The 18,337-nt window shown below is 41.8% G+C and carries 5 protein-coding genes; all 5 read left to right on the forward strand.

What is annotated here, in order from left to right; genetic code table 11:
* The first annotated feature begins 982 nt into the window (after positions 1-982).
* The 5 genes from ACFFJH_RS18710 (at position 983) to ACFFJH_RS18730 (ending at position 18,138) form a co-directional block, all read left to right on the forward strand.
* Positions 983-2,344, forward strand: a complete 1,362-nt coding sequence (locus ACFFJH_RS18710; RefSeq protein WP_390214577.1) for a restriction endonuclease-related protein — start codon at positions 983-985, stop codon at positions 2,342-2,344.
* Positions 2,337-5,672: an ATP-binding protein gene (locus tag ACFFJH_RS18715; protein WP_390214578.1), complete on the forward strand. Its 3,336-nt coding sequence runs from the start codon at positions 2,337-2,339 to the stop codon at positions 5,670-5,672. Before ACFFJH_RS18710 ends, ACFFJH_RS18715 begins: the two co-directional genes overlap by 8 nt.
* A complete protein-coding gene (locus ACFFJH_RS18720) occupies positions 5,665-15,177 on the forward strand; it encodes an RNaseH domain-containing protein (RefSeq protein ID WP_390214579.1) in 9,513 nt (3,170 codons plus the stop codon). The genes ACFFJH_RS18715 and ACFFJH_RS18720 overlap by 8 nt, the downstream gene beginning before the upstream one ends.
* Before the next feature lie 37 nt (positions 15,178-15,214).
* Entirely contained in the window at positions 15,215-16,417 is a 1,203-nt protein-coding gene (locus ACFFJH_RS18725; RefSeq protein WP_390214580.1) for a hypothetical protein, read from the forward strand.
* A gap of 1,361 nt (positions 16,418-17,778) precedes the next feature.
* A complete protein-coding gene (locus tag ACFFJH_RS18730) occupies positions 17,779-18,138 on the forward strand; it encodes a hypothetical protein (protein WP_390214581.1) in 360 nt (119 codons plus the stop codon).
* The last annotated feature ends 199 nt before the right edge of the window (positions 18,139-18,337 follow it).

Here is an 18,337-nt window from a genome sequence, read left to right on the forward strand (position 1 = left end):
AGGGTTGTTAGTATGTAGCATGAGAGTTACCTTTCTTTGGTTTAGTAGGATTCGACACCCATATCTAAACCGGTAACTCTCATCTTTTCAAGTCGATGTGTCAGATCAAGTCTGAACTAATACAATTAAAAGCAGGTGATATGCCGCAAGTACAGCTACACTTATCAACATTATAGCGATAATGTCATAAAATATTATTGCCTCATTATTTTGAATTTCTACTTTCTTTGACGACATAGAATATATAGCGATGCTATATGGTTATCGACTACTCTAACTAATTCGATAGCTTCCAAAAATGAAAGCTAACTGTAAACAGTTGATCCGCATTTTCTCTTCCCATAAAAGCAATGAGTTAGTCATCTAAATCTATAGGCCAACTCTTGTTGACTTCTCCGGCTGCTGCCAATGGTTGAGAGTCTCTTGTTGGAAGTCGCTTTTTAATGATACCTAGAAGGTTCACCTTTAGTCCGCAATAAACGCGATAGATCCGCTTATGATTCTAAGTATGGCCACTTCGTCTTATTAACTGAAAGCATTTGCCAAATTTCTGTTCCGGAAATCCTACTGCCAATTCCTGCAAAATTACAATGATCTGTGTTTCTGTGAATTTGTTCTTACCTATTTCTCTACTCTTTTGGCACATAAGTTTGCCTCAAGAACACTAGTTATTCATGGCTTGATTTTACTGGTGGGTTACACAAAGATTAGCTCAATTCGTGTGAATTTGTTGTGCAGAACATTTTTTAAAAATTGATAATTTGCCAAACGAAAATTCAATTTATATCCATTAGGTATTTCACGACGAAATAGCCTTTTAATTCTTCTTTACATGTAAATAAGTACGCAAACAAGTACGCAATCGGTTCCTGTCTAAATTTTTACATGTAAACTAGGTACGCGTAAAGGTACGCAAAATTCTTGCCTACGACCGTTGTGTACCTTATAATGGTTTTTACTTATAAGGTATTTAAGGGTGGATATGACAACAGTGTCGAGATGTGCACAAAAATCTTGGTTATCTTCAGCAAAAAAGATGCTGAGTTCACAATATGACAACTTCACCTGGGATAAGTTTGCCAAACTGGTTGGCTCAGACCCTCGGGCGTTTAAAACTTATCGCATGCCTGAGGCCTCAGATGACTACCGTACAATGCCATCATCAATCAGAAAATCCATTGAGAACTTACTTTCCAGCGATACTGAGTCAAATCAAGATGACGGCGACAGTCTCTTTGTCGCAAACCCTTCTAGCTTAATCATCCCTGCATTATCCGCATTGGTAATGCGTCAAGCCAATTTATCTTTGATTGAGAATCGCATCATCGCTGGCATTAGTAGATCACCTCGTAGCCCGATCGGCTTAACTGATGAAGATCGCCGCGCCATGGCCGTCATTTCAAGAGCTTGTTTGGAGAATCAATTGTCCGATGTGGCAGCGGAGATTCATAATTTACTCTATCTTTGCACTCAACCACTTGGCCAGTGGTTAAAAATACCTGAAGTTATAGACAAGGGTTTAGCGGACACAATCTTAATTCACGCTGATGAAGGTGTACCTACGGCAGAAGCGGAAGAGCTAGCATCCAAATTTACTGGAATGACAGCTGGAATTGAAGAGCAGTTATTTGCCCAGTTTTTGGAGCATATTGGTCGCGTTCCAACAGAATCGGGCTATGAATACTATACAAAGATCAGGGAATTTGTTGTTCGTCATCCTTTATGCAGTCCTGCTGAAATCAAAGACCTTGGCAACGAGTTACCATCCACTCTCTGGGTTCTAATTCAGCAAAATTTTTACGAGCAAATTCCTTCCGCATGGTCTGAAAATAGCCAGATCGCTAAGTGTCACCATTGTGGAAACGCTTTAAAACAAGGCAAGGCAGGTCTTATCTGCCGAACCATCGCATGTAGTGCAGCAAACCCAATCCCATCGTTCTCAGTAGTGTCATCGAATGAACTCTTGCGCGTGTCTAGAGGAATTCGCCAATATTGGATTGAGCCTGGCATCGATGAACTGCGTCTATTCGATGCCCTTATTGTTCAAGGTATCCCCGCCCAATTGTATCCGTTCCGTGATCGCGTCGATATCTCTGTCGGTAGAGTGGGCATTGACCTAAAGACCTATACAAGTCCTGAAACACTTGGCGCCCATTTTAAAAAAGGATTGGGCGGCCTCGCTCATTATGAATTTAAGTGGGTCGTTATTCCAGATTGGAAAATTAAAGAAGTTCCTTCATATTTAGATCGCTTAAATCGTGCCATTGATCGCCCAGAAGTGGAATGCCTATCCTTAACTGAAGCATTTACACAATTAGTAAAAGGGGAGGCCTACTATGCGTGAATTGCTAAAACCCTATGTTGGCGTCAACCGTCTCAATTATCTCTGCATCATCATGACAGAGTTGTTTGGCGAATCTAATTTATCTAGTTTGCCAGCCTTAGCATCCAGTTTTGATAGCATCAATAAGACATTACGAGACGACGTATGCTTAGCACTAAAAAATCTACGTCTGACAGGATTTTGCCCAAACACCTTGCGCGAACTGCATTTAATGGTCGACTCCTATCAGATGCACTTCACGCAATTGGAGCTTCGAAGATCCAAAGGCGACGTCAACATTAAAAATGAAATCCCTCAGCGTTACATTATTAACGAGGATCTATCGATATCACGCACGTGGACGCATTTAATACCTGATGATATCGTGGAAGCGATCGCTTCCTTAACGACTTTGTTGCCATTGCGCGCTAAATCGCGTTTGCCATTACATGACGTCAAGAAAAAAGCAGGGATCAATTATGAGCAAGGGTATGGTGGCGTTATTACTCCGCTCGGTTTTGCGCCAGAGGAGCCTTTACTGTATGACGTCGATAAAATAGGGCGTGCACCTGGTTTAATTAAGTGGTCGGAATTAATCGAAGTCGCGCGAGAATTCGATCGTATTGACGTTACCAATGGTAATCAAACAACTGATGAGCATAGTTGGTTTAATCGTTTGCATGATGCAAACGGCAACGCAACAGCGATTCTGATGAAATCAGGTCCAACCGGACTCATAGATTCTGAAGGTATTGATCTCTCCGGTTTAAAGCATTTAATCGGTTTGCCTGGCGCTGGCAAAACGACATTATTGTATTTATTAGCTGGACACTTATTTAAAACAGGGCACTCATGCTGTTTTATGTTCCCATCAATTGAAGTGGCCGGTGGGTTTATTGAAACCTTAGACCGCTATCAAGTCGATGTCGGGCTTTTATCAGGCCAAGGTGAATCTTCAAAAAACAAACATGTCCTCAATTTCTCAACCGCATTGTCCAGTAAAAATAATGGCTTTGGCGTCACCAGAAAGATAGCCCCTTTTTTTGCTACAAACTGTGCGTTGAGTGCGTTCTCAAGTGATGAGGACATTGAGTTCCCGCACATGAATCCACCGTGCACGAAATTACTTCAAAATTTGCAAAAAAAGAGAGACCAGCCGCATCAATGTAGTTTGTCCTCAGTTTGCGGGATGCAATTTGGCGAACGCACATTAGCGACAACCAGAATCTGGGCTGGTCACATCCTGTCTATCGATCGCAGAGTATCTCCTTTATTTTCTGAATTTGATATTCGTCACTTTGAATACTTAGCCAGAACATTTGACGTTCTCGTGGTCGATGAATGCGACGGCGCGCAAAGTAATCTCGATATGCAAGGGACGCCACTTATGAAATTGGCGGGCGACAATGATTCTTTGTGGAGCACTTTAATTCAAGATCTCCACAGTCCTGCCGCCCGGGGCAACAATGCGTTTGTCGCCGGAATGACGATCCCGGCTTTATTGGAAATGACAGGGCGTTTTGGACGCGCTACGGAAAGATTTGTTGGCAGAGTCATGCATTTCCAAGATAAATTCAGAGATCAAAATGCAAATCTAATGCTGACATCTCTCAGTATTATTTCAGACATGTTTGAATGTGATATCGATGTTGATACGCCTGAAAACCGTCTGTACTTAGACGCAAGGAAAGCATTTGAAATTATTTGGGATTCCGCTATTAAAATTGTTGCTTTCCGATTGTTCGTCGACAACGATGATGAAGTGTCTGATCTGGATCGTACAATCGATGAAGCTGCAAAGCTTACAATGGTCGAACCGCCCATACTTCGTCAATTTTATGCACGATTACTTCAAGCGATCGAACTCTGGGAGCGTGATGGGAATGACGGTGCTATTGCCGAACTCGCTGCAGTACTTCGTACAGCGCCAAATTTAATATCCGCGCACGATGATGAGAACTTCTTTGCTTATAGCGGGCTATTAGTTTCAGTATCTATGGTCGTACTTCAGCATTTTGGTTTGGCTCCTCATTTGCGCCTAATGAGCTCCATGCGTCTAGTCAGTGACAATGTGTTTGCAGCACGCTGTTCACGCGATCAGTTAGCAATATTGCCGGAATCACTGATTGGACGTTTAAGTGGAGTTCGCTACACAGTGAGCGAAGAAGGCAATGTGGATGTTTCTCATGTCAGTTTTGCCGGCACGCCACGCTTATTGCCAAAACGCATGATCGAAATCGGTAAAGAGCGCGGCGAAGGCATGGCGGTCTTAATGACCAGTGCGACTTCAATGCTAGAGCAAAGTCCGAGCTTCCATATAAATATACGCCCAGACTACGTTCTAGCCAGACCAAATGCGGGATCCGGCTGGGCCAATTCCAAATACGTATTCTTTCCGAAAAAGGATCCGCAAAATGTTGGAGTCAACCTTCGCTTTAGTGGTGCCAAAATGTCACAACGCGAACGTATTTTGAAATCGATCGCTGACCAACTACTACGACATGGTGCCTTATCCAATGTTGATCAAGCGATAAAAGAAAACGATATTGTAGATGGGGTCGGCAGAAAAGCGGCTTTTATTGTGAATTCTTATGAACAATGCGAACTTCTATTTAATCACATTCAAGCTAACTATGCGTCCTGGCGAGGCCGGGTGCGCTACTTAGCGAAACCTACTTTAACCGGTACCTTAAACGATGCAGCAATAACGGCAGCGGAAGTTGAAAGTTTGGGCGAAGATCAAAAATGGGATCTACTTATTTTCCCTATGAGTGCAATAGGGCGCGGCGTCAATATCGTTTATCGATTTGGACCTCGTCAAGATAAAGCCATGTTAGGTTCACTCTTTTTCTTAACACGTCCACATCCACGCGGCGATAGTTTGCAATTAATCCAAGGACTGATTGGTCGTGCATCCGAAAACTTCGATCAACGACGATTTCCAAACACAATAACAGCGCTAAAAAAACTAAAGGAAGCCCGTAAGGAAACCGTGTCAATGGTTGAATATCTTTTAAGAATGCCATTGATGTCACAGGCACTTGGACAATTCGCCGAACCCTTTGTAGCTGACCAGATGATCATTATTTTGCAAACAATCGGTCGCGCTATGCGTGGCGATTGCCCAGCTTTTGTGTACTTTGTTGACGCCGCTTGGGCGCCGCATTCTGCAAATCAACAAGTCGATACAGAGCGGACATCGATGCTCGTCATGATGCAATCTATTCTTAAAAAGTGCTTAACTCATGAAGATCTTGCTGTGCGCGAGTGCTACAAGAATCTTTATCAATCCTTTTCTGTGCCATTAAGCAAAATCGAAAATTTAATTCAAGGTGAAATTAATGAGTGAAAATAGGAATAATATTTGGACATTAATCCGCGGCAAGGGCACTAAGAATCCGCTAATTGTTGGCAGGAAATTATCAGCTGAGTGGTTAACGGGGTCAGTGAATGTCTTAGAAGCCTATTTGCAAGATGAATTATTTCTGGCACTCAAAGATTTATTGGCTGCAGCCAAAACAGGCAAAAAGAATTTGCCAATTCAATCTTTACGCTCCGCATTTATTGCGGGACTAGATAACGTTCTCAATCTCGATCGCGATTTAGGCTTGGTAGCCCCATATGGTAGTACTAACAGTGACTTGCCTGCAGGCATGACCTTGTTATCGACCGGCGTCGAAGATAAAACTGAACTCAAAAATCAAATCGCAAAATTTCTGAAGCGATGGGTAATTGATGAGCTAGAGCCATGGGCCGAACGCAATGAAATCGGCGACTTGGTTCAGCGTGTCAAAAAAAATATTAAGCCTGAATATGTTTTACTACAGGAAAAATCGAACCCATTTATTCATAATTTTAAGGGGCCTGATTATCAACTAATCGTCCGTTCTTTAGCCGAACGTTTAATAGGGGAAACCTTGTTTGAGGGATTGGGCCCATGTGAATTAATTGCGAGCCCTGAGAGTAAAAGCAACTACATTGAGCTCATGACCATGCCTGAACGCATGCCAAAAAGCGATGATTTATATTCGATGGTCGCAAAGATAACAGTATGTTCGATGCCATACAGTTCCGATCTGTATCTCAGCGTTTCAACGATGAAACGGGTTTGGGCAAAAAGAGTTCCGGGCATTAGTTTTCAAATGCCAAAGCGCGTTACTGCATATGTCATGTCGCCAGGCCGACCGGTCATTATGGTAAGTACCGATCGTCGTGAGAATCAATGGGAGTTTAGCGAGGGTTACGCCGCGGTGCGCCTCGAGTCTAATAATGCCTTGCCAAATACTCTCCAGGAAGCGATTGATTTGCGTGAATTTGATCCATCTAAAGGTTGGTGGGTCGGCTTACCGCAATTAAAAACCTTATTTAGCCGCGTGTCTCCATCAACTGTTTTTGAGGTAGATCAGGTCAATTTATTGGAGACAGTTGTCCCATTATTGTTAGGCATTGTTTCAAATGATCCAATTGAAATCATTGAAGTTCCATTAAAACGGACACAAGCAAAACTTCGGCAGGAGATGCTTCAATTGTCAGATTTTGGCGTTGCAGGTGATGCTCTGGTTTCGGAGGCGACTAGTGATGACCTTGATTCAGACGACGTCGAGTCCCACTTAGAAAAGCCAGCGACAGGCAAAAATCGGATCGAAAGTATTCAATACTATCGAGATCAAAACATCAAAGCTTTGAAATTAGAACATGGTGACAATATTCCAATCCTTTGGGTTATGGGTGGGAGTCAGCACGAAAAAGACATCATTGAAAAATCCGTTGCATTGTTATTTGGCAATGCCGTCGAAGTAAAGGCAGAACCATTGCCAACGGGTACGCATGGCCTGCGAGCTGAAATGGAATCCAGTGAACTGTCAGCAAAAGGGCGCTTTGATGTCAGGGTAAAGCAATGGGCAAAAGCCACCAAAACCATTAAAGAGATCAGCAATAAACGACCCATCATTGCACTCATCTGTGCGCCGATGACGATAAATAATAAGTCAGAAGATCCCGTCAATTATTTCGCGGGTATTCACGCCTTATCCAGTGTCGGTGCCAATGTCCATCATGTGTTACCTATTGAGAAAATAATAGACAAGGCCTCAGAACAATCATTTTTACATCGCTTGCAAAGTGCATTGTTGGATGTCTTTCTTGCACATTCGGGTATCGTAATCGGTACAAGCGTCGTTGTACCAAAACTATTGCCAGAAAATACTGTTCCGAAAGCGATTTATGGCATACAAACGGTTCGATCACGTGCACGCTCACCATCTGAAGCGGATATTACATTTATTTTATATTCACGTTTAATCGTTGCAACCGGTGTTACTGAAATACAAATTGTTCACTGCAGCTCAAAGCAAACTAAGCGATCGCAGTGGATGCCATTGTCAAAAGGTTTGCAATGGCTCGGTACACAAAGGCAAATTTATGAGGGCGATACTAAGTGGTTAAAAGCCACCTTTGTTGAGGAAACCAAAGCGACCTTGTTGGAAATCCAAAACAATGATCCGTTCGCTGTCATTATGATTGATTGGCTCTCAGTTGGCGGTCTGTGGAAAGGTATTCGTGATTCCGACTTAAAAACATGCGGAGCTCCTAAATTAGATACGATTGATCTTGCTGCCAATTTTCCGAACATGTCTTTTGTTAGGTTGCGTCGAGGTAACGATACGTTGACATTGAGAGCATCTGTAAAATCATCTTATGAGTCAAGGCAAGAAAACGATGAGCGGGCGAATACTGGCGAAATTTATGTTGATGCCTACTATTCCACAAATAAGTCGATAGTCGAAGTCGTACATCAACAATTAAGTCGACAACGGCAATTTGGCCACTTCATTGTCACAATGGGGTACGCTAAAACAGTGCAGATACCAAGAGGATTCTCTTGTTACAGATCGATGCCAAGAATGAAAAAAGTTCAAGGTGCCGATCTGGAATATAAACCCGATATGCTTGAACCTGCCAATCTTGATGCTTCCTTGCCTGCCTCCATGGAAGTGACCGTTTTGCATACACCAACCCCGATTGAACCGAAAGATATCGTTCTTTTGACGACGTCATTACGTCTTGGTTATGCGCACTACAATGATTGGACAACGTTGCCGGCACCGATCTTTTTTAAGCGAAAGGTAGAAGATTATATTATTCGTTTTCCTGAGGATGAAAACACAACTATTATCGTTCCACCTGAAGATGATGGGACACCTGAGGAGAATTCTAATCAGACTTTCTTTGAAGGGGCTCTCGAACTTAGTGATACCAAACCTATTGCTACCGAAGAGCAGGAGGAAGTCCTTCCACTAATCGAAAATGTCTTAATTTCGGTTGAAGAGGACGACTTATTATGTAGCGCGAAAAAAGCACAATTAATCAATTTGCGTCAAGATTTGAAATATCGAAATTTGATGCAGCGAATGGTACTGGAAGATAAGTCTGTGCGTGTGCGTGTTGATTTGCCATATTGGTTAAAGACACAAGGAATATTTGGTGAGCTTACTTCGACAATTCGGCGTAATATTTCCAAGTGCTGGAATGCCTTACGCCACGCAAATTTAGTGAAGAAGGTTGGTGTTGGCCGACCTGACGATCTTAAATTTCTTCCATGGATCGAGTCAAAGCTTCAAGTCCCGCAGGCGGCCATGATCCTTTTGCCTGGTTGTAGTGCTATTGGTGGATTAAATTTCGAGCCATTCATAAAGCTCATTGACGCCACATACAATCAAGACAGTCCTCCAGATGGCCCAATAATTGGGACAGCGTTAAGTGCTGAGAAAATTGCACTTATCACCCAGTGGGCTGACAGGAAAAATCATGATGCGCTTATCGCTTGGTTAATCTTCCAGGTCGCCCAATATCCGGCCCCAGATTGGTGCAAAGCCGTCATGAACAACATCTCTAAAGTCCATGGACCTATGACGGAAGAGTCATTACGCTATTACTTAGACGTAGTACATGCCACAGAAGCTGCGATTGCGCAAAAAGATTTTCTATCCAAATTTCAACATGTAATTCGAAAGCGCGCAAAACCACAATTTGTGTCTGAAGTCGAAATATCGAATCTTGCTCCCACTCATGTCGCTGTTGCGGTTGAGGTTAAGGCCGCGATTGATGACATCAAAACAAGTGTCGTAAGCGTTGAGTCAACAACTGTTGTTATAGACAACAAAGTTGCTCTTCCTGACTTAACACAAGAGCAATTGCTTAGTCGTTTATTTATTGCAAGTGCAGACCCAACGAAATTTACTCATCAAGATCCACGCATCATGTTAATAAAAACAAAAATTCAAGAACTGGTTAATATGGTTACGCCAGGTTCCGCTACCTATGATGATCAATTTCGTGAAATACAGGAAAATCTGCTTTTACTTAGTGACATCCATAAAACTGAGTTGGAAAAAAATTCGTTAGCTTCGAAAATCAATCTGCGCTTGGCTTCTATTAAAGAACGCTGTGAAGACATTATTGCGCAATTATCGATAATGAAGGATGAACTTGAGCTTGGCACGATTACTTATAACCAGCCAGCTACTGAGCTACTCGATGCTGCAGAAGATGACATCAGTAGTATTTCGGTAGCGATTGGTGACATCCAAGCATTCCACAAGCAAATTGAATCTATCGATGCAATGGGACCTACTGTTTCTATCGCAGAGAAAGGTAAGCGTGCAAAGATAATTTTTGAGGCATCGGATAACATTGAAACGATTGGAGTCGAATTAAGAGATCGCCTATCGAATTGTCATTGTTTGAAAATGACTGATAATGCGACGCCGCCGAATAACCCGAGGGAGCATACAATTGGCAATGTGGAGCCGAACAATCTGCCAGAGAACAGGGTGACGGAGGAAGTATCATCTTCAAACCATGCAAACATAGTAAGCGTAAATGAGACTGCGCCATTATTTGAAGAAATTGCATTGCCCTCAAAGCTAAAAAAAGGTGCATCACTCCTCGATGTGTCAGAGTCATCAAGGTTTGAATCAGTGTTAGATGGTGTTGATTTGGACCCTACTGCCCAGACCGATAATCATCCAACGCTTGTAATCGATGACGCTTCGGAGGAGAAAAAAGTTGCCATTATCATTGAAGAAGTCACTGTGCCTCCGGTGATTGAAGAGCCAAAAGAAAATATAAATCTCACATTGGACGTCCCAGTTGTAACGCAATTCATATTCCCGACGCCTCAATCCATTAAGACGATTGAGGAGCGTGCAATTGCAAATCTTGACATCGAAGAAGATGCAACTGAAGTCCTAGAAAGTGACAATGCTAGTCCCGAGAAAATTGAAGGCTATGTCGAAGTCCTGAAGCAACTGTTAGACCAAAGATTGTACGGGTTGTCTGAAGTCCAAGTTGAGGCATTAGGCAAGGTTTTAACTGCCTTGAATAAAGATGATCCCCATTACTTCATTTTAAAAGCATTGGTTGCGGCACTTGAAAGAATGGATTGCCAATTTGAATTTGATACGACATTAGATAAAAATCTGAAATCCATGTTAGTTGATAAGAGCATCAATGCAGATGTTCTCTCTGATGCAACATCAACTGCATTAGGTGTATTGGCTGCCGGCTTAAGCAGTATGCTCTTTGAAAGTGGCGATGATCAATGGAATTTGGGCAATTCGATTGCAGCACGCTTAGTGGGATTTCCGGCTTTAACCAATCTAATCAGTCACATCGATAAAATACGTCAAAGAGGATTAAATCTCACGCGCGAAACTTTTATTTCTTCTCATATCTGTGATCAAGCTGCATTCGATAGGGAGCTAAGACTTTATTCGGAACGTGCTTCCAAATGGAAGAGTGATGATGCTATTTATTCTGGTTGGCATCATGGCGGTTATCGTGATTTACACAATGAAATGTTTAGTCATAAAAACCCAATAGGCAATTGTATTCAATTAATTGCAAAAAGTGATTTCAGCAAGCTTCAAAAAACATTTGACGAATTACGCCGCAAGTTCGAAAAACCATCTACAACTGTTGATGAACTGTTTAAAAAAATTGGTGAGAGGAGCAAGCCAGAAGGACCATTCCGCGAGAGATCAATTGAAAATGTACTAGCTACAAAAAAGTTTATTGAATCATGTCTTAATGTGCTGAATCATCGTAATAAACCAAACACGGATCTCGCTCAAAGTACGCAAACATTTTTAAAGGAGCTGAATGATTTATTAATTAGGTCCAAAGAAGAAATAGATGGGATTGTAGTTACGCAGCCTCTAGCAGTTCTGTATAAAGAGGCCGCATCAAACGCAATCGCCTGTGCTATTCGGCTATTCGATAATGACCGCGCTGCGCATTGTATTTCGCAGAAGCATCAGAAGCTTCTAATTGCATTGCCAATGAATTTTGATTTAATGCCTTGTATGAATGAGGTTGACCAAAGAACGAGGGAGCTGTGTCAGCCATCTGATGTCTTTGCTGAGACAGCGAGTTGGGCTAAAGAAGCGATAGAAATTGATAGTTTTGAGGAAGATTTTGAAAAAAATCTTTTTGAAGCAATGATAGTCCATGTCGACAATCAACGTTTTTTACCAGCGTTCTTAATTGAACAGATTTTGCCGAAAAAACTTTTGTCGAATACCGAGTCAGTAAGACAGCGTTATGAGGTGAAAAAGGCACAATTCATTTCAAAACTGCAGGATGCAAGACAACGTGTAATTCACGCTAAAACATTGGACGCTCTGCCGCGCGATGAAGCGCCAATTATGATCAGGAAAATTGAGGAAATACTTACTTCGCTAAATACAGAAAAGCCTATCGGGTTTCCTGATGGCGCATCGGGTATCTATCCAGATTTCCCTTATGCGTATGCAGCGTTACGTCACAATGTCACTATCCCATTAGATACAAGGTTAAGTGAAGCCAAAGCGAGATTGGATTTGGACCTAGAGCAGTGTGTCGAAAAGCATGGCAATTCAATCAATAAAGATGTTGTGCGTATCCGCGAAATGCTGAAAGATAACAATGCGTCAACCATTCGTACGGCTCATGATGCGATTGCGATGTTATCTCAAAATGGCTATCTACCAAAAAATGTTGGTGAAGTCACTGATATTGCCGGCGAATACGAGAAATTTATGCAGGTGTTAATCGCAGATATTGGTAGCCACAAAATACCGTTGGATTCACTTAGAGAAAGAATGACTGCCACTTATGTGGACAAAGCGCCAGCATGGTTAAGCAATTTAAGCGTTGAACAGAGAAAAGAGGGGGTTGAATTAATTGAGTCTTGGCGCGCCTTATTCCATTTTGCCAAGAATGATTTAACGCAAAACGAACAGCCTCTTGCTCACATATTCGACTTACTAAAAATTACCAGTACAGTAAATACAATTCCTGAGAGTGGTCGTGCAAATCGTTTGAAATTTTCATTGAAAGAGGGCATTTTTACGATCCCTAGCTCACCCGACGATAATTTCTTTATTCCGCCAGCCTTGGGTTCTTCTGCGACGTACATTCAAGGTTTCTTGGTTTTTGGTACGCCTACCGATACTGAATTACGTCAGATAATGACTGAGGTCGGATCTACACCAACAATTATATTGACGCATAATCGTCTCAATATGCAAAAACGTATCAAAATAAGTGGATCATCGCCGGTTCTTATAATTGACGATGATTTGATCGCGTACCTGGCTTTGCATCCAGAAGATCGGTTCCAGAGTTTCTTAAAGATTGCTTTAATTAGTTTTTTTACGAATCCTTATGATGATTACAATTCAAAACCTGTGCCATCAGAAATGTTCTTTGGTCGACAATCTGAGCTTAGCAAGTTACGTGATGTAAAAAGTATGGCCGTCCTTTACGGTGGGCGTAGATTAGGCAAGTCTTCTTTGCTTAATCAAATTAACAAAGAAATGTCTAACACTCCAGGCAGCATCGCGCTCTATATTTCTATGGAAACGGTAACATCTTCGGATGATTATATTTATTCAGCTTGGGATTTTGTCGCGCGAAATTTAACGCAAAGGGAAGTAATAAAAGCCCGCCCGCAAACCATTGCTAAAGACTGGATGGCCTTAAGTCAGTGGGTTACAAAAGAGTTGATTGAGCAAAAAAAATATAAGTCAATTTATCTGTTAATTGATGAAGCTGATGAGCTCATGGGTTGTGAACTTAAAACTGCAAGGGAGTCAACAAAAGGCGCTGCAATTAGTTTTGTTCGTGGTCTTCAACAGATGATCGACGATGTACATCATGCAGTACAAATTCGCTATGTGATTGCGGGCTTGCATAACATGACTCGCATGACAACGGAAGAGAATTCAGTGTTTGGAAAAGCAGAGGCAATCGCGCTTGGTCCATTTAATACTACTGATGACTATCGTCGTGGACTTCGACTAATTACCAAGCCATTAGCGTCAATGGGGTTCTTATTTGGTAAAGGGTATGAAGATCTACCATTACGAATTATGTCGGTCTGTTTCTCATATCCTGCATTTATCCAATTGTACTGCAAGCGACTTGTTGAGCGGTTGCAAAATACGCGACAAGAGAATCGTCCCCCGTATTTTATAACTTCGAATGATTTGGAAGCAGTAGAGCAAGACCAGAAATTATTAGAAGAGTTGCGATCAAAATTCGAGTTGAACTTAAATTTAGATAAACGATACAAAGCAATCGCGTTAATTTTGGCCGACGTTTATTACTCTGAAATTAATCAAGGGCACTACCAAGGCTTGACCACACTTCAAATCAAAGACAATTGCGAAACGTTTGCGAAAGAGCATTTTAAGCATACTGGTCCAGGTGTCTATGAAGCCTTATTAGATGAAATGTGCAAATTAAATGTTCTCGAGCGCAAAGGGATTCGTTACATCCTCAGAAACCCGAATATCGCAATGATGATGGGAGATCGCGATCGTGTTACAACGCAAATCGATGATTTGGCGAAAGAAAAACCAGATACGTCAAGGAATCGTGCTGAATGTAGAATCCATATGGAAAATAATCACACACAGCAGATATTTCCATTTCCTGTTGGTTGGGTGCGCCGTCATCTTGACATTAAGGATCCGGAAACAACGGATAAAGAACTACTTATTGTTACAGGCAATGATCTGAGTGGCATTAACAGTCTCATTCTCAATAATACGACTGAATGGAAAATTGGCCATGACGGTGGCATTATCTGTTTGCAAGGCCATGGAGCGAGTGGCTGTCGAGATGTAATTCAAAAAGCAAGACAAAAAACAGGTCCAATACACCCTCGGTTTATAATCATTAAACCGAATGCTTGGGCACTTAAGGATTTGCCTGATCTCATTGCTTGTGCTTCCCAGGGAGCGCGTTATGGACTCCGTTTTTTAGCGTTAGCCTCTCCTGAGCGAGCTTACGAACTTTCTAAAGAAATCGATTCCAACACGCTTCCTCAGCAGGAAGGCAAGTACCAAATTGTTTCGATACCTACTTGGTCTGATGACGCTATTTTTTACCATCTAAGAGAAAATATTGAGGTCGCAGACAGTGAAAAGGCAATTGGTAAAATTAGCGATGCGACTTGCGGCTACAGCAATGAGATCATATCCTTTTGCAAAAATCCTTCAATGACCTTAGAAGACGCCATATCAGCACCAGAAAAGCGTAAGCCGTTCTTGGCGCCTGATACAGACACCTTCTATAAGAAGATTGCTCTACCTGCTTTGCTAACGAAGGAGCGTCGCAAGGTATTGGAAGAATTCTTAGGTTCGATTCATAACGAGGAAAAATCATCCTCTGGTGTAGAAGAAATGAGAGAGCTGCTGACAGTTACTAAAGGCGAAATGCAATTAGCTATCTGGATGGGACTACTTCAGGATGGTCCCGCGGGATCGTGGAAGGTTCCAAAGCTGTATCTTGACCTTATTAAGTAATTTACCCTTACACTAAAAATTTGCATGTGGAATCGTTATGTCGCACAATAAAAAGGTTTCAATAGATCCGCGTTTATATTGGAGTTTGCCTGGGCCAACTAATTTCATTAGCCAAATTAGACAGAGTGTTGCGAGCTCGTCGCTTCTCTGGATTAATATGCCAAACGATGTTATCCAGGGTGTTTGGAATGGAATTGAAGAAGGCTTAAGTCACACGCAAATTGAGAGAGTCAAGTTGTACATCCGTGCGGGTACGGATATAGCAACTGATTTAGCGCCTCGACTATTGCAAACTAATGAAATCGAGTTAACATCATCAAGGATGACCGCGCAAGAATTAGCGCATTTCAATCTAAAAGAAATTGTGGTCCTATTGATTCCCGAAGATGATCATGGATTATTAAAATGTCGCCAATTCGCTAGTGATTTTTATGAAAGTTTGCAGGCGAATACTTCAACTTGCACAGCGCACGTGATCTTTTGTGATCGCGATGAGAAAATCACCGACAATAGGCAAGATAAGGGTATCTCAATAATTGTTTTTGATGGTGGGCTTACACCTGATGAAATGGACGCCTATGTTGCCCTAAGAATGCTAGAAAGACCGGGTCCAGGATCAACTAAATTGGTACGCGGCATTGTCAGTGAATTTGCTGGATTTGATGTTGAATTCGCTGAACAGATTATGAGTCTCGATGAATCGCAAATTATGAACATTTGCAACAATCTTTCATTGTTGCAATCAGATAGTCATAGTCGATGGCGCCAGCCATCTTGGATTTCTCGGAGTCAATCCTTGGTCTCGCCCGGTGTCTACCATGTCTTACATGACTGCTATTTAACAAACCATGGAACGCCGCATGAAAAAGAACAATCAGCTAAGCGTATTAAAAGTCGGTATTGGCGAGCCTGCATAAAAGTGATTACGCCATGGTTAGAAGAACGGCGTTCGCCAGTTCTTGCTTGTTTTAAACAGCAAATTCAAGCGATCGCAGATAGAAATTGTGGAACCATTCCTACCGGTAGAGATGGATTCTTTCTCGATCCAGAGCAAATTGAATATAACAATGTTGTGGGCATGGCCAGAAAAGAGTTGAAAATGCAAACTCAAAAGCAATTGGATGCTTTAAGTATTTGTAAGAAGGTCAAGGCTGTTCGAGATGAAATCGCGCACTTGCGCATGCCGGATGTTAATAATGTCTTCGATCTTATTTTTGCAATGGATAGATATTTGCAATAGGTGTGTAAAACTCTTAAGTCGATGTTCGCTTTCTTTTGGACTTCGCTTGATTTTGCAGTCAATATTAGCAATATTTATTTGTCTTTAGGAAATTTTTTCAGCCTTGCTATCATCATATTCATGCTTTTTACGATCACACAAAATTTGACAACTTTTAGATTAAATTTCATCCATAACTGAGCCACGTGATTGATTCGCCAACTTAATAAATGAGCAGGGACAGATAGGGTGATCACCGAGGGCATCTATGTCAGCGGACGTCGTTGGAATCTACTCAGAATGTATCTTGGCTTCAAAATTGATTTCCGTAAAACGCCCAGAATTGGTTCGTCGAATGACAAGCCGTAGAGAACAAATTTATGCAAATGGAACCGTAGAAACAATCTCAGCCGCAATCAAATTCAAAAAGGGGAGAGCACGGGAAGCGGAAAAATTCGTGCATTGACTGTTGGAAATTCCGTCTGGTTGGACATACAACCTCATGTAAACAGAAGGAGATGTTCGCCCTTTAGAGCGTTTCACGTTCTGCGCAAGCCTGAGGCTTTTTCCTTACCGTACCCACTTGCGAGGGTGCTCTAGCGATTATTTACCGGCGTCGGGCTTAGCTATCACTGGATGGAATCTTTGATTTTCTCGGGTCGTCTTGTAATTTTTTTTGGCGGCCATATATCAGTCATTGAGAGGGCTCCCCTCTTACAACTCATTTGAAAAAGAGGATTAATATGGCTCTCAAACCCGGTCCAAAACCAATTGCTGATTCAACAGGAAAGCCTGATCAACGTCGACGTGACAACAAAAGTACACCTGGAAATACTCCAGCATTAAAGCCAAGCAAATCATCCAAGCCGAACAAATAACCCGGCATTAATCGAGCGTCTATTCACGACACAGCACCACTCAAATAGGGTGGTGCTGCCGCTCCCCAACCATATTGGCGAAAAAACTAGAATGCGTGCCGCCTCTCTAGTTCCTTTAAGGGAAAAAGAAACCGCCAAATCTTACGCCGTAACCAGATCTAAACGCGTCAAGGCTAAATGGGAACTTAAGTCTCAAGATGGCCGCGACGTATTTTTGAGCTTTGGACGTAATGACATACTGAAAAACGACAGTGGACTATCGTGAACGTAACAATATGCGAAAGAACACAAAAGAACAATTATTGCCCATCAAGATTCCATTACGTTTAAAACCCTTATAGATTTACGTTAGAGGACTGTTGAGCCGCTAATTTTGCTTTACTTGGCGCTGGCCAAATAACCTAGATGGTTCGATGTTACAAACTACATCTCTAGCCGATAAAATGTAGTGTATTACAGACGATTAGAGGCTGCAAAATGTCAAATTGTTCGGAACAAGTCTCTTTGAACTCAATATCCAAAGTTGGTTTGAGAACTTTCTTTAAAATTTCCCACTTGTGGAATTTATCACCTAATGAGGAGGTAATTTTATTGGGTATACCGAATCGAGAAATATTGGCCGAAATGCGTGATGAAAAATACTCCAGTGACATTTCTGAAGAAACGCTTCTTAGAATTAGTTACATACTAGCCATCTACAAGCAACTCAACACTCTTTTACCTATCCCGAAAAATGCCGATCAATGGCTCTCACTGACAAATTCCGCGCCGCTATTTAACGAAGAAAGTGCATTGAGCTTTCTATTAAAAAATCCCGACAAACATTTACCACAATTATTAGGATATTTGAGAAATGTCATTTGAGTTAGTCAGGCAAACATAATGCAAAAGCTAGAGTTTGAGTGGTTGTTTCTAAGTCTTAGAATGAGTACCAAAGAACAAATTTATGCAAAAAATGAACAAATTTGTGCAAACGAACACGTAAGATTATCCACATTAACGTAATCTTTTAGACTCGTTGAAATAGATGATTTCGTTACGTAATGATCAGGACTAATCGTCA

Source organism: Affinundibacterium danionis, from assembly GCF_042432465.1.
In the GTDB taxonomy this organism is placed as follows: domain Bacteria; phylum Pseudomonadota; class Gammaproteobacteria; order Burkholderiales; family Burkholderiaceae_D; genus Undibacterium; species Undibacterium danionis.

Coding starts and splice junctions, on each gene's coding strand:
- ACFFJH_RS18720 (WP_390214579.1), top strand. CDS start 5,665: ATGAGTGAAAATAGGAATAATATTTGGACATTAATCCGCGGCAAGGGC.
- ACFFJH_RS18710 (WP_390214577.1), top strand. CDS start 983: ATGACAACAGTGTCGAGATGTGCACAAAAATCTTGGTTATCTTCAGCA.
- ACFFJH_RS18715 (WP_390214578.1), top strand. CDS start 2,337: ATGCGTGAATTGCTAAAACCCTATGTTGGCGTCAACCGTCTCAATTAT.
- ACFFJH_RS18725 (WP_390214580.1), top strand. CDS start 15,215: ATGTCGCACAATAAAAAGGTTTCAATAGATCCGCGTTTATATTGGAGT.